Origin of the sequence: Pseudomonas sp. HT11 (genome assembly GCF_044875395.1) — a bacterium.
Lineage (GTDB): Bacteria > Pseudomonadota > Gammaproteobacteria > Pseudomonadales > Pseudomonadaceae > Aquipseudomonas.
Genome location: NZ_CP173217.1, coordinates 6,118,711 through 6,133,271 on the forward strand (window position 1 = coordinate 6,118,711; position 14,561 = coordinate 6,133,271).

At 61.3% G+C, this 14,561-nt stretch carries 10 protein-coding genes and 1 pseudogene; 5 read left to right on the forward strand and 6 right to left on the reverse strand.

The window, feature by feature from the left end:
- The first annotated feature begins 268 nt into the window (after positions 1-268).
- Complete coding sequence (locus ABWL43_RS28350) at positions 269-532, forward strand: accessory factor UbiK family protein (protein ID WP_145158091.1); 264 nt, start codon at positions 269-271, stop codon at positions 530-532.
- Between the two features lie 214 nt (positions 533-746).
- Positions 747-2,243, forward strand: coding sequence for a YifB family Mg chelatase-like AAA ATPase (locus ABWL43_RS28355; protein ID WP_404485921.1), 1,497 nt, complete (start codon positions 747-749; stop codon positions 2,241-2,243).
- Positions 2,244-2,448: 205 nt separating this feature from the next.
- On the opposite strand, the pseudogene ABWL43_RS28360 reads toward ABWL43_RS28355, so the two are convergent.
- The 3 genes and pseudogenes from ABWL43_RS28360 to ABWL43_RS28370 form a co-directional block, all read right to left on the reverse strand.
- Positions 2,449-2,610, reverse strand: a pseudogene (locus tag ABWL43_RS28360) (TetR/AcrR family transcriptional regulator); the annotation flags it as partial.
- A 19-nt stretch (positions 2,611-2,629) separates the two neighbouring features.
- Positions 2,630-4,606 (reverse strand): methyl-accepting chemotaxis protein, encoded by a 1,977-nt coding sequence (locus ABWL43_RS28365; RefSeq protein WP_145158097.1) that lies wholly within the window; start codon positions 4,604-4,606, stop codon positions 2,630-2,632.
- Between the two features lie 167 nt (positions 4,607-4,773).
- Entirely contained in the window at positions 4,774-5,694 is a 921-nt protein-coding gene (locus ABWL43_RS28370) for a LysR substrate-binding domain-containing protein (RefSeq protein ID WP_124418743.1), read from the reverse strand.
- Positions 5,695-5,831: 137 nt separating this feature from the next.
- On the opposite strand from ABWL43_RS28370, the gene ABWL43_RS28375 reads away from it, so the two are divergent.
- On the forward strand, positions 5,832-7,235 hold the full coding sequence (locus tag ABWL43_RS28375; protein WP_404485924.1) for a NorM family multidrug efflux MATE transporter: 1,404 nt from the start codon (positions 5,832-5,834) through the stop codon (positions 7,233-7,235).
- Between the two features lie 113 nt (positions 7,236-7,348).
- Here the strand turns inward: ABWL43_RS28375 and ABWL43_RS28380 are convergent, their stop codons facing one another.
- Complete coding sequence (locus ABWL43_RS28380) at positions 7,349-9,013, reverse strand: bifunctional diguanylate cyclase/phosphodiesterase (RefSeq protein WP_145158102.1); 1,665 nt, start codon at positions 9,011-9,013, stop codon at positions 7,349-7,351.
- A gap of 268 nt (positions 9,014-9,281) precedes the next feature.
- Here ABWL43_RS28380 and rep point away from each other — a divergent pair, with 268 nt between their 5' ends.
- Positions 9,282-11,291 carry a DNA helicase Rep gene (gene rep, locus ABWL43_RS28385; RefSeq protein WP_053258644.1) on the forward strand — a complete coding sequence of 670 codons (2,010 nt, stop codon included), beginning with the start codon at positions 9,282-9,284 and terminating at the stop codon, positions 11,289-11,291.
- Positions 11,292-11,349: 58 nt separating this feature from the next.
- A complete protein-coding gene (locus tag ABWL43_RS28390) occupies positions 11,350-11,922 on the forward strand; it encodes a xanthine phosphoribosyltransferase (protein ID WP_094948722.1) in 573 nt (190 codons plus the stop codon).
- Between the two features lie 147 nt (positions 11,923-12,069).
- Here ABWL43_RS28390 and ABWL43_RS28395 read toward each other — a convergent pair whose 3' ends face one another.
- On the reverse strand, positions 12,070-13,992 hold the full coding sequence (locus ABWL43_RS28395) for an acetyl-CoA hydrolase/transferase C-terminal domain-containing protein (protein ID WP_404485927.1): 1,923 nt from the start codon (positions 13,990-13,992) through the stop codon (positions 12,070-12,072).
- 133 nt (positions 13,993-14,125) lie between these two features.
- A complete protein-coding gene (locus ABWL43_RS28400) occupies positions 14,126-14,542 on the reverse strand; it encodes a c-type cytochrome (protein ID WP_404488504.1) in 417 nt (138 codons plus the stop codon).
- Positions 14,543-14,561: the final 19 nt, after the last annotated feature.

Below are 14,561 nucleotides of genomic sequence, written 5' to 3' on the forward strand. Positions count from 1 at the left end.
CGGCGCACTGCATTCGTCACAGCGACTGCATCAGTGCATGGGTCATGATCGTCTAAGCAGAAACCTTGCCAGCTCCGTAAAAATCACTGAAATCAGTCCTTTGCCCACTTATGCCCACCTGCGGGGCGTTTTGGCGACGCCAATGCGCACAAAAACAGTGCGCGGCCGCCCGGAGCACTGCGCGAAAAGCGTGCGCTCCAGGCGGTGAAAAAGACTATAGACGCTGCGTGATACACTGCCCGCCAACAGTTTTTCCGGAATGTTTCCCATGCTCGCGCCCAAAGATCTCCTCGACGCCCTGAGCGGCCACGCCTCTCGCCTGTTCAGCGGCGATACCCCGCTGCCTCGCAACGAAATCGAAAGCCAGTTCAAGGCGCTGCTGCAAAGCGGCTTCAGCAAACTCGACCTGGTGAGCCGGGAAGAGTTTGATAGCCAAATGGTGGTGCTGGCCCGCACGCGTGCACGGCTGGAGAGCCTCGAGGCGAAGGTCGCGGAGTTGGAAGCGCGGCTGACGCCACCTGCCGCTGAATAAACACGGTCAATGTGGGAGCTGGCTTGCCTGCGATAGCATCGCCTCAGTCTTTCTGATACACCGAGGCGTCTGCATCGCAGGCAAGCCAGCTCCCACATAAAGCGCTGTAAACGACTCCGGATACGTTCTGTAAAACCTCCCCCGCCTCGCTCTTCCCCACCTCGTCTACCCTTGAAAAACCCGCAGGAAGCGGCCTCTCTTTCAAGGAACGAGCATGTCCCTCGCCATCGTCCACAGCCGCGCCCAGATCGGCGTCGAAGCCCCTGCCGTCACGGTTGAAGTGCACATGGCCAATGGTCTGCCGTCCCTGACACTGGTGGGCCTGCCGGAAACCGCCGTCAAGGAAAGCAAGGACCGCGTGCGCAGCGCCATCCTCAATTGCACGCTGCAATACCCAGCCCGGCGCATCACCCTCAACCTCGCGCCCGCCGACCTGCCCAAGGACGGCGGGCGTTTTGATTTGGCGATTGCCTTAGGGATCCTGGCGGCCAGTGTGCAGGTGCCGGCGTTGATGCTCGATGACGTGGAATGCCTGGGCGAATTGGCATTGTCCGGCGAAGTACGCGCAGTGAAAGGCGTGTTGCCGGCAGCGCTGGCAGCCCGCAAGGCCGGGCGCACCGTGATAGTGCCGCGGGCGAATGCCGAGGAGGCGTGCCTGGCCTCTGGGTTGAAGGTGATTGCGGTGGATCACTTGCTGCAGGTGGTGGCGCACCTGAATGGGCAGGTGCCGATCGAGCCCTACAAGTCTGATGGCTTGCAGTACCTGAACAAGCCCTATCCAGACCTGAGCGAAGTACAAGGGCAACTGGCGGCCAAGCGCGCGCTGCTGATCGCTGCGGCGGGCGCGCATAACCTGCTGTTCAGCGGGCCGCCCGGCACCGGCAAGACTTTGCTGGCCAGCCGGCTGCCGGGGTTGCTGCCGCCGTTGAGCGAGCAGGAAGCGCTGGAAGTGGCGGCGATCCAGTCAGTGGTCAGCCTCGCACCACTGAGCCATTGGCCGCACCGCCCGTTCCGTCAGCCACACCACTCAGCCTCGGGGCCGGCGCTGGTGGGCGGCGGATCAAAACCGCAACCGGGGGAAATCACCCTCGCCCACCACGGCGTGTTGTTTCTGGATGAGTTGCCGGAGTTCGATCGCAAGGTCCTGGAGGTGCTGCGCGAACCGCTTGAATCGGGACACATCGTCATTTCTCGTGCCCGCGACCGAGTGAGTTTCCCCGCACGTTTTCAACTGGTGGCGGCCATGAACCCCTGCCCTTGCGGGTATATGGGCGAGCCCAGTGGACGCTGTCGGTGTACGCCGGAGCAGATTCAGCGCTATCGCAACAAACTTTCCGGCCCCCTGCTGGACCGGATCGACTTGCACCTTACCGTCGCCCGGGAAACCACCGCACTTAACCCGACCCAGCAGCCGGGCGATAACACGGCAAAGGCCTCGGCACAGGTGGCCGACGCCCGCGAGCGCCAACTCAAGCGCCAGGGTTGCGCCAATGCCTTTCTGGATTTGCCAGGGTTACGCAAACACTGCCAATTGGCGAAAGCCGATGAAGGCTGGCTGGAAAGCGCCTGCGAGCGGCTGACGCTGTCGCTGCGCGCGGCACATCGCTTGCTCAAGGTGGCGCGCACGCTGGCAGACCTTGAGCGGGTTGAGAATATTGCTCGGCATCACTTGGCCGAGGCATTGCAATATCGGCCTGCGGCGGTGAGCTAGCCTGAAAACGCAAAATCCATGGCAAGCGGGTTTGGTGTGGCGAGCGGGCTTGCCCCGCGTTGGGCTGCGCAGCAGCCCTAAAAACCGGCGACGCGGTCCAACAGTTGAAACATGGCGGCCGCACTGGGAGCGCTTCGCACTCCAACGCGGGGCAAGCCCGCTCGCCACGGAGGAATATGCTGGCCGCCAAAAGTAGTGTGGATACTTATACGGTGAAAACCAGCAACAGCCTCGCCACTTCCATCACTTCATCCAGCGCCGCCTCTGCCGACTCAGTAGAAGGATTCAGCATCAAGTCATCGGCATACCCCATCGCCATGGCGAAGATCTGCCGGGCAGCACGTTGGGGCGGATCACAGCGCAAAACGTCGGGCGAGCGCTAAGCCTCAACGAAACCGATCGACCTCATGCCGCAAACCAGCCGCCAGGGTTTCCAGCTCTTTGGCGGTAACGGCCAGGTTCGACACCACTTCACGCTGCTCGCTGTTGGCCAGCGCAATGCTCTGCAAATTGCTGCTGAGCAACGTCGCGGTGCTGCTCTGTTCCTGGGTTGCCGTGGTAATTGCCGCAAATTGCTGACCGGCCGAGCGGCTTTGCTCGTCGATACGCGCCAGCGCCGAAGCCACGTCGGCGTTGCGCGACAGGCCTTCCTGCATCAACGCATTGCCGTGTTCCATGGTGCTGATGGCATTACCGGTTTCCTGCTGAATGCTGTGGATCATCCCGGAGATTTCATCAGTAGCCTGGCGGGTGCGCGAGGCCAGGTTGCGCACCTCGTCAGCAACCACGGCGAAACCACGGCCCTGTTCACCGGCGCGGGCGGCTTCGATGGCCGCGTTGAGCGCCAGCAGGTTGGTCTGTTCGGCGATCGAGGTAATCACGCCGACAATCCCGCCGATTTCCTGGGAGCGTTGGCCGAGGGTATTGATCACCGTGGCCGTGCTGTTCAGCGCGGTGGCGATATGTTCCAGGGACGACGACGCCTCTTGCATTGAGGTACGGCCGATGCGCGTCTGCTGGGCGTTTTCCTGGGCCAGTCGTTCGGTGTTGCCCATGTTGTCGGCGATGTTCAGCGAGGTGGCGCTGAACTCTTCCACCGCGCCGGCCATGCTGGTGATTTCGCCGGACTGCTGCTCCATGCCCTCATAGGCACCACCCGACAAACCGGACAAGGCCTGGGCTCGGCTGTTGACCTCTTCGGCGGCCTTGCGGATATGCGAGACCATGGTCGACAGGGCTTCACCCATCTGGTTGAAGCTGCGTGCCAGTTGGCCTATTTCGTCATTACTGGACACATTGAGGCGCACACTCAAGTCACCCGCGCCGAGGGCTTCGGCTTGACGCACCAGGTCACTCAAGGGCTGCAACTTGCTGCGCAACAGCCAGACCGCCGCGCCCACCGCGAACAACATTGCCAACACGCTGCCAATCACCAGGCGAATACCAACGGCCCAGGTCACCTCGCGAATTTCGGATTTCGGCATGCTCGCCACCACCGACCATGGGCCGCCTTCAAACGGCACCGAGACGCTGTAGAAATCTTCGTTCTTGTCGCTCCAGAAGCGCCCCTCGCCCGGCTTTTTGGCCAGGTCGAGCATCACCGGTACCGCCTGGTCCAGCGCCTGCACGCCGGCCGGGGGCACCAGCCAGTGTTTCTGTTCGTCCAGCAGCGCAAGGGAACCCGTTTTGCCGATACGGAAGCGCTTGAGGTTTTCAAACTGGGCTTTCTGGGCGTCGGTGTAGTCGAAACCGACAAACAGCACCGCAATCACTTTGCCGCCGGCATCGCGCACCGGTGTGTATTGGGTCATGTAGGAGCGGTCGAACAGCACGGCGCGGCCGACGTAACTTTGCCCGGCAAGCAGGCGTTGGTAGGCCGGATGCTGGTGGTCCAGCGCCGTACCGATGGCGCGGCTGCCGTCTTGTTTGGTCAGGGACGTGCTGATGCGGACAAAGTCTTCGCCGCTGCGCACAAATACGGTGGCCACGCCGCCGGAGGTGTCCTTGAATTCATCAACCTCATCGAAATCGTTGTTCAACAGGTTGTTGCCCAGGAACAGGCTCGGGGTTTGTACACCCGCCACTGCAACCTGCTGCTCGCCGCGCACACTCAACCCCGCACCGAAGCGCTTTTCAAACAGCCCGCTCAAACGCTGGGTACTTTCGCGCAAGGTGCTGTGGAAGGTATTGAGTTGGTCGGCGAGCAAACGCGCTTCGCTGGCCAGGTGTTCCTCGCGGGTGTCGAGGTTGGCGGAGTCGAGCGACCGCAGGGCGAAAACCGTACTGCCGCTGATGACGACAGCCAGTATCACGGCTAATGCGAGGCCTAACTGGGAGGCAATCCGAGCGCGAGGTTGAGACATGACAGCTCCTGGCCGAGGCCAGGATCATCCTGATCTCATAGCGCTACTCGGCAAATTATCGAGTGGGAAACGTTGGTGCACGGTTGTTCCAACACACCTTATTCGGCGGGCGCGGGGAATACTTGAGCGATTCACAGGGGTATCGCGCAAACGATTGCACAAATGCTTCAGTCGAGGCGCTCGACCTGGGGCAACTCCATGGCCTTGACCTCACCCTGGAGAAATTCCGCCAAGCGCCTTAAACGCTCACCACCGGGGCGGGTTTTCGGCCACACCAGATAGTAATTTTCGCCACTGGCCACGGCGGTCGGCCACGGCAGGCTCAATCGTCCCTGGGCCACGTCTTCGGCGACCATCAGCAAATCGCCCATCGACACCCCGTAACCCCGTGCTGCGGCAATCATGCCCAGCTCAAGCGTGTCGAACACCTGCCCGCCCTTGAGCGAGACCTGAGATGCCAGCCCCATGCGCTGCAGCCAATTGCGCCAGTCGCGGCGGTCGGGCGTGGGGTGCAGCAGCTCAGCGCACGCCAGGCGCGTTACGTCCCACGGCCCGTCTGCCAGCAGGTTGGGGGCGCCCACGGGGATCAGCAGTTCGGGGAACAGGTAACTGGCCTCCCAGTCCGCCGGAAAGTGCCCGTAGCTCAGCAATACCGCGCAATCGAACGGCTCTTGGTTGAAGTCCACTTCGTCCACGCTCATCCACGCACTGGTCAGTTGCACCTCATTGCCCGGCTGCAACGCCCGGAAGCGGCTGAGCCGCGCCAGCAACCAGCGCATGGTCAGGGTCGACGGCGCTTTCATGCGCAGGATGTCGTCCTCGGCATTCAGGGTGTGGCAGGCGCGCTCCAGCGCAGCGAAACCCTCGCGCACGCCGGGCAGCAGCAAGCGCGCCGCTTCGGTGAGCTGCAGGTTGCGGCCGCTGCGCTGGAACAGGCGGCAGGCAAAATGCTCTTCAAGTGTGCGGATATGCCGGCTGACGGCACTTTGCGTGATCGACAGCTCCTCTGCCGCGCGGGTAAAGGAGTTGTGCCGTGAAGCGGCCTCAAATGCGCGCAAGGCGTACAACGGAGGGAGACGACGTGGCATAGGGAAACCTCCGACAGAGCAAGCCCAAACTCTACCATGAGTTTTAATCATGCGAACGATCGCTTTTATCCTTTTGTGTAATGCGTTGGGAGCGCCGAGAATCAACCCCTCCCCAACCTTCTGACTTTTTGAGCGTGATGACCATGCAGCATCCGGTGCGTACTGAACTCTGGGCCATTCTGCGGCTTTCGGGGCCGTTGATTGCCTCACAGTTGGCGCACATGTTGATGGTGCTGACCGACACGCTGATGATGGCCCGCCTGAGCCCCGAAGCCCTTGCCGGCGGCGGCCTGGGCGCGGCGAGCTATTCGTTTGTGGCGATTTTCTGCATCGGCGTGATTGCTGCAGTGGGCACGCTTGTGGCCATCCGCCACGGCGCCGGCGACATCGAAGGCGCCACCCGCCTGACCCAGGCCGGGCTGTGGCTTGCCTGGCTGATGGCACTGGTGGCCGGCTTGCTGCTGTGGAACCTCAAGCCCGTATTGCTGATGTTCGGCCAGACCGAAACCAACGTGCACGCGGCGGGGCAATTTCTGACCATCCTGCCGTTCGCCCTGCCCGGCTACCTGAGCTTCATGGCCTTGCGCGGCTTTACCAGCGCTATCGGCAAAGCCACCCCAGTGATGGTGATCAGCCTGTGCGGCACGGTGCTCAACTACGTCCTCAACCACGCCTTGATAGAAGGCATGTTCGGCCTGCCGAAACTGGGATTGATGGGTATTGGCCTGGTCACCGCGATTGTCGCCAACAGCATGGCCTTGGCGCTGATGTGGTACATCCGCAGCAACCGGGCTTACGCCGCCTACCCGCTGAGTTCAGGCCTGCTGCGCCTCAACACCCTGTATCTGCGCGAGCTGTGGCGCCTGGGCCTGCCGATTGGCGGCACCTATGCGGTGGAGGTCGGCTTGTTTGCCTTCGCGGCGCTGTGCATGGGCACCATGGGCAGTACGCAACTGGCGGCGCATCAGATTGCCCTGCAAATCGTCTCGGTAGCATTCATGGTGCCAGCGGGGATGTCGTACGCGATCACCATGCGCATCGGCCAGCATTACGGCGCCGGGCAGTTGCTGCAAGCGCGCATGGCCGGGCGGGTCGGCATCGGATTCGGTGCGGCAGTGATGTTGGGATTTGCCGCAGTGCTGTGGCTGTTTTCCGATGCGCTTATCGGGCTGTTCCTCGACCATAACGACCCAGCCTTCCACGACGTCATCGTCCTTGCCGTCAGCCTGCTGGCCGTGGCGGCCTGGTTCGAATTGTTCGACGGTGTGCAGACCATCGCCATGGGCTGCATCCGTGGGTTGAAGGACGCCAAGACGACCTTTCTGGTGGGCTTGGGCTGCTACTGGCTGATCGGCGCGCCGGCGGCGTGGTTGATGGCGTTCACCCTCGGCTGGGGGCCGACCGGTGTGTGGTGGGGCCTGGCGTTGGGCCTGGCCTGCGCGGCCGTCAGTTTGACCTGGGCGTTTGAGGCGAAGATGAAAAGGATGATTCGGCGGGAGCCGGAAATTCGCGCTGAATTCCAAGCCATGCAGCCAGACTAGAGACTGTACTCGGTCAATGTGGGAGCTGGCTTGCCTGCGATGGCCTCACCTGCCTATGCCTGACACACCGAGGCGTCTGCATCGCAGGCAAGCCAGCTCCCACACAAGCCAGTTCAGCCCAGCAAAGCCTGCTGGCTTTTGCCGAATGTCAGGTATTCCACCAACTCCGGCAACGGCAATGGCTTGCTGATCAAATACCCCTGCGCCTGATCGCAGCCAAACAAGCGCAACAGCGCCAGTTGCTCGGGCGTTTCAACGCCTTCAGCCACCACTTCCAGGTTGAGATTGTGCGCCAGGTTGATCATGGCGTGCACCAGCTTGCGGTTCTCTTCGCGCTCTTCCATGCCGCCGACAAAGCTCTTGTCGATCTTCAACAAGGCAATCGGCAGGCTGTTGAGGTGCACGAACGACGAAAATCCGGTGCCGAAGTCATCCAGGGAAAACCGCACGCCCAGGCGGCCGAGGGCGTCCATGGTCTGTTTGACCAAGTCACTGCGGCGCATGACGGCGGTTTCGGTCAATTCGAACTCCAGCCACTGCGCTTCCACGCCGCGCTCGGCAATCAGCCGGCTGAGGGTCGAGAGCAGTTGGCTGTCCTGGAACTGGCGAAACGACAGATTGACCGCCATGTGCAGCGGCGGCAGGCCGCGTTCGCGCAGGTCTTGCATGTCGCGCAGGGCACGGGAGATCACCCAGTAGCCCAGCGGCACAATCAGGCCGCTCTGTTCGGCCAGCGGCACGAACTCGCTGGGTGGCAACAGGCCGCGTTCGCCATGGCGCCAGCGCACCAAGGCTTCCAGGCCGACAATATGCCCGTCGTCCAGGTCCAGGCGCGGTTGGTAGTGCAGTTCCAGCTCGTCGCGGCGCAATGCGCGGCGCAGTTCACTTTCCAGGTCGGCCAGGCTGCGCGCGTTGCGGTTGATGCGTTCGTTGAAGATATGAAAGGTGCAGCCTTGCGTACTTTTGGCTTGCTGCATGGCGATGTGCGCGTGCCACATCAGCGGGTCGGCGCCAGCGCGCGCGCGGGCATGCGCCACGCCCAGGCTGCAGCCGATCAACAGGCTTTCGCCATCCACCCAATAGGGTTCGGCCATGGCTTCGGTGATGCGTTCGGCCATCCATTCGGCGCGCTGGGGCGCGCGGCGCGTATCAATCAGCAGGGCGAACTCATCGCTGCCCAGACGCGCCAACTGGTCCCCGGCTTCGAGCTGGCTCTTGAGGCGCGAGACCACTTGCAGGATCAACCGGTCACCGGCCTGATGGCCTAAAGCGTCGTTGGCATGGCGAAAGTTATCGAGGTCAAGGTGGCCGAGCGCCAGGCCGCGGCCTTCGTTTTCAACCAGACGCGCCGCCAGCAGGGTCTGGAAACCCTGGCGATTGGCGATCCCGGTGAGCGGGTCCTGTTCTGCCAGGCGCTGCAAGGTGGTCTCCAGCACGCCGCGCTCGCGGACATGGCGCAGGCAGCGGCGCAATGTATCGGCATCCAATACGTCACGGATCAACCAATCGCTGACACCCAGCGGCGAAACCAGAGGTTCCTGCTCCAGCAACAATATGCACGGCAAGTTGCAACGGCCGGGGCAGGGTTGCAGGCTGGGCGTGGTCAATAACACGGCCGAGTGGTCGTCATCGAACAGACGACTCACCGAGTCCCAGTTGGGCGCACTGATCAGCACAGCCCCATCGCCCATCGGCGCCAGGCACTCGCGCAACAACGCTGCCCACGCTGGCTCATCGGCCAGTAGCAGCAAACGCAAGGGTTCGACAGGCGTAGACAAGCTAGCTCCCTAGACTCTGCAAAATTTCGTTGGCGGCGGGCATTATGACGCGCGGCCTGATAATCACCAATGATAAGGGTTATCAAATACGCTGACTGTAAGCATTCGTCCCGATCTTCAGGACAGAAGGCCCACACATCCTGCGGCAAAGTATCAAAACCGGCAAATTTAGATCGAGTGGTACGTCACACTGTCGTTCTGTGAGAGCAGAATCCTGCGAGCCTGTTAAAATGCCCGCCCTTTTGAACAACGACTCCCTGAATTCTGTATGTCCCGACTCAATCCCCGGCAGCAAGAAGCCGTGAACTACGTCGGCGGCCCTCTATTGGTGCTCGCCGGCGCGGGCTCCGGCAAGACCAGCGTGATCACCCGCAAGATCGCGCACCTGATCCAGAACTGTGGCATCCGCGCCCAGTACATCGTCGCCATGACCTTTACCAACAAGGCGGCGCGCGAAATGAAAGAGCGTGTCGGCACGCTGCTCAAGGGCGGCGAAGGCCGTGGCCTCACGGTGTGTACCTTCCACAACCTGGGCCTGAACATCATCCGCAAGGAGCATGCGCGGCTGGGCTACAAGCCCGGTTTCTCGATCTTCGACGAAACCGATGTGAAGTCGCTGATGACCGACATCATGCAAAAGGAATACGCAGGCGACGACGGCGTGGATGAGATCAAGAACATGATCGGCGCCTGGAAAAACGACCTGATCCTGCCGCCCCAGGCCCTGGAAAACGCGCGCAACCCCAAGGAACAGACCGCTGCCATCGTCTACACCCACTACCAGCGCACGCTCAAGGCGTTCAACGCGGTGGACTTCGACGACCTGATCCTGCTGCCGGTAAAGCTGTTCGAGGAACACGCCGACATCCTCGAAAAATGGCAGAACAAGGTCCGCTACCTGCTGGTGGACGAATACCAGGACACCAACGCCAGCCAATACCTGCTGGTGAAGATGCTGATCGGCACGCGCAACCAGTTCACCGTGGTGGGCGACGACGACCAGTCGATCTATGCCTGGCGCGGTGCGCGCCCGGAAAACCTGATGCTGCTAAAGGACGACTATCCGTCCCTGAAAGTGGTGATGCTGGAGCAAAACTACCGCTCCACCAGCCGCATCCTGCGTTGCGCCAACGTGCTCATCTCCAACAACCCCCACGAGTTTGAAAAACAACTGTGGAGCGAGATGGGCCACGGCGACGAAATCCGCGTGATCCGCTGCCGCAATGAAGACGCCGAAGCCGAACGCGTGGCCGTGGAAATCCTCAGCCTGCACTTGCGCACCGACCGCCCGTACAGCGACTTTGCGATCCTGTACCGCGGCAACTACCAGGCCAAGCTGATCGAACTGAAATTGCAGCACCACCAGGTGCCGTATCGCCTGTCGGGCGGCAACAGCTTTTTCGGACGCCAGGAAGTAAAAGACCTGATGGCTTACTTCCGCCTGATCGTGAACCCGGACGACGACAACGCCTTCCTGCGCGTGATCAACGTGCCGCGCCGGGAAATCGGTTCGACTACGTTGGAAAAGCTCGGCAACTACGCCACTGAACGCAAAATCTCGATGTACGCCGCCACCGACGAAATCGGACTGGGCGAGCACTTGGACACACGCTTCACCGACCGACTGTCGCGCTTCAAGCGCTTCATGGACAAGGTGCGCGAGCAGTGCGCCGGCGAAGACCCGATCAGCGCGCTGCGCAGCATGGTCATGGACATCGACTATGAAAACTGGCTGCGCACCAACAGCTCCAGCGACAAAGCCGCGGATTACCGCATGGGCAACGTCTGGTTCCTGATCGAAGCGCTGAAAAACACCCTGGAAAAAGACGAAGACGGCGAGATGACCGTCGAAGACGCCATCGGCAAGCTGGTGCTGCGCGACATGCTCGAGCGCCAGCAAGAAGAGGAAGACGGCGCCGAAGGCGTGCAGATGATGACCTTGCATGCCTCCAAGGGGCTGGAATTCCCCTACGTGTTCATCATGGGCATGGAAGAGGAAATCCTCCCGCACCGTTCCAGCATCGAAGCCGACACTATCGAAGAAGAACGGCGCCTGGCCTACGTGGGCATTACCCGCGCGCGTCAGACGTTGGCCTTCACCTTCGCCGCCAAGCGTAAGCAATACGGCGAAATCATCGACTGTGCCCCCAGCCGGTTCCTCGACGAACTACCACCGGACGATCTGGCCTGGGAAGGCAATGACGACACCCCGACCGAGGTGAAGGCCGTTCGCGGCAATACCGCCTTGGCGGACATACGCGCGATGTTAAAGCGCTAGAATCGACTACTTTTTAATCTACTTTCGGCGCACACCGCGCCATTAGAGGAAGCTTTCCGTGGAAGCACTGCACAAGAAAATTCGCGAAGAAGGCATCGTGCTTTCCGATCAGGTACTCAAGGTCGACGCCTTTCTGAACCACCAGATCGACCCGGCGCTGATGAAACTGATCGGCGACGAATTCGCCGAGCGCTTCAAGGACTCGGGCATCACCAAGATCGTCACCATCGAAGCCTCGGGCATTGCGCCGGCGATCATGACCGGCCTTAACCTTGGCGTGCCGGTGATTTTCGCCCGCAAGCAGCAGTCCCTGACCCTGACGGAAAACCTGCTGTCGGCGACCGTGTATTCCTTCACCAAGAAGGTCGAAAGCACCGTGGCGATCTCCCCGCGTCACTTAACCAGCAGCGACCGCGTGCTGGTGATCGATGACTTCCTGGCCAACGGCAAGGCGTCCCAGGCGCTGATCTCGATCATCAAACAAGCCGGCGCGACTGTTGCGGGTTTGGGGATTGTGATCGAGAAGTCGTTCCAGGGTGGCCGTGCCGAGCTGGATGCGCAGGGTTATCGAGTTGAATCGCTGGCGCGCGTGAAGTCGCTGGCCGGTGGCGTGGTCACGTTCATCGAGTAATGGGCAGCACCGCAAACCCCAAGTGAACACAGATCAAAATGTGGGAGGGGGCTTGCCCCCGATAGCAGTGGGTCAGCCAACACATGGGTGACTGATACACCGCAATCGGGGGCAAGCCCCCTCCCACATTTGGTTTCGTGGAAATTTTTAGTGTGCGGTGGCCTGTAGGCCGGCGAGCAACAGGCGCTGGTACAGATCTTCTTTCAGCCCGTCCGGCTTATCCAACCGCATCCGTTTGAGATGCTCAGGAAACGCCTCCGGCTCCGGTGCATCCAGCGCCGCCTTGCCCAACTCCAGAATCTCCGTCAGCTTGAATTTGCTTTTGAGCCAGTTCAAAGCGCGCAACAAATCCTTCTCCTCATCCGTGAAGTCAGTGCCCAGCGGATACTCCGGAAACAGCCGGTGATGCCGCGCCTGAATGCCCTTGAGCCGCTCGGGCGTATTGTCGGCAAAGCGTGGGTCCAGCTGGAAATCCTTGGGTAATTTGCCGGCCTTTTGTGCCTGTTCGATCAAGTCGTTCTGAAAGCGCGAGTCGGTGATATTCAGCAGCGCCTCGATCACCTTGGCGTCTGTCTGCCCACGCAAATCGGCAATCCCGTACTCGGTGATGACGATATCGCGCAGGTGCCGGGGAATGGTGCAGTGGCCGTACTCCCAGACAATATTGGAACTGACCTCGCCAGCCGACTCGCGCCAGCTGCGCAGGATCAGGATCGAACGCGCGCCTTCCAATGCATGGCCTTGCGCAACAAAGTTGTACTGCCCGCCGACGCCGCTGAGCACGCGGCCATCTTCCAGCTGATCGGCCACACCTGCGCCGAGCAAGGTCACCATGATCGCGCTGTTGATAAACCGCGCGTCCAGGCGTTGCAGGCGCTTGAGCTCTTCCTGGCCATACAGCTCGTTGATGTAGCTGATGCGCGTCATGTTGAATTCGAGGCGCTTGGCGTGCGTCATTTCCTGCAGGCGCTGGTAAAAACTGCGCGGCCCGAGAAAGAAACCGCCATGGATCGACACGCCGTCAGGTTGCGCCGCGTCGTCCAGCGTGCCGGCATTGGCTTGCGCCTGGGTCGCCACATCCGGGTAAACCTTGCGCCGGATAATGCCGGCGTCGGCCAGTACCAGCAGGCCGTTGACGAACATTTCGCTGCAGCCATACAGGCCACGGGCAAAGGGCGACACACCGCCTTCGCGGCTGATCAGGGGCGCCCACTGATACACATCAAGTTCGGTGAGCAGCAGTCGATAAGCCTCGTTATCCGCCTGGCGCGCCAGCAAGGCGGCGGTCAGCGCATCGCCCATGGAGCCGATACCGATCTGCAACGTGCCGCCATCGCGCACCAGCGTGCTGGCATGCACACCGATAAAGTGGTCCTGCAAGCCCACCGGCATATTGGGTGTGGAGAACAGCGTGGTGCTGTCCTTTTCGTCGATCAGGTAATCGAACGCGTCCATGCCCAGTTCGGCATCGCCCGGCATGTAGGGCAGATCGGAGTGCACTTGGCCAACGATCAGGATGGTTTCGCCATCCTCACGGCGCTTTTCGATCATCGGCAGCAGGTCGAGTGTGATGTCGGGGTTGCAGCTCAAGCTCAGGCGATCCGGATGCTCAGTGCTGCTGGCCACCAGTTGCGCCACCAGATTCAGGCCGGCGGCGTTGATGTCGCGCGCCGCGTGACTGTAATTGCTGCTGACGTAATCCTGCTGCGCCGATGCGCTGTGGAGCAGGCTGCCGGGCTGCATGAAGAACTGCTGCACGCGGATGTTCGCGGGCAGGCTGTCCTTGTGCAGGTCGGCGAGAAAATCCAGCTCGGGGTAGTCGCCAAATACGCGTTCGATGAAGGGCTCGAGAAAGCGCTTCTGCAAACCGTCGCCCAAGGTCGGACGACCCAGGGCCAGCGCGGTGTAGATCGTCAGCGCCCGCTCCGGCAACTTGGCGATGCGCCGGTACAGCGCGTTGACGAACAGGTTGGGCTTGCCCAGGCCCAGGGGCATGCCCATGTGGATATGCGCGGGCAAGCGCGCCAATACGTCGTCAACTGCTTGCTCGATTGAACACAACTGCACCATCCGACCCTCCTGAACATTCCATGATTAGGGGTTGGACCGAGCTTGCCGGGTCTTTGCTGCAATGAACAGCCTGCAAACTTAAATCACGGGCACAAAAAAGCCGCTGGGCAGCGGCTTTTTGGCGAAGATCGGTTTATTTAAGCCCCGACATCTTCTCGATCGCACCTTTAAGCTCGTCGTCCGAGCAATCAGCGCAGGTGCCTTTAGGCGGCATGGCGTTGAGGCCGGTGATCGCCTTGGCGAGCAGGCCGTCGAGGCCGCCCTGGTGATCGGCGCGGTCTTTCCAGGCAGCGGTGTCACCGATTTTCGGTGCACCCAGCAGGCCGGTGCCGTGGCAGGCGTTGCAGTGCTTGGCGATCACGTCATCCGGCGTTTTTGCACCGCCGCCGCCACCGGTTGCCACCGCCACTTCCATCCCTTTGCATTCCTGGCCCTGAACACAGACTTGGCCGACAGGTTCCAGGCGCTTGGCAATTTCATCATTGGTCGCAGCTTGAGCGCTGACAGCCCATAGGGCCAGTACGGTTGCTGGTGCAGCCAGCATTTTCATAATTAGGTTCACGCGTTCA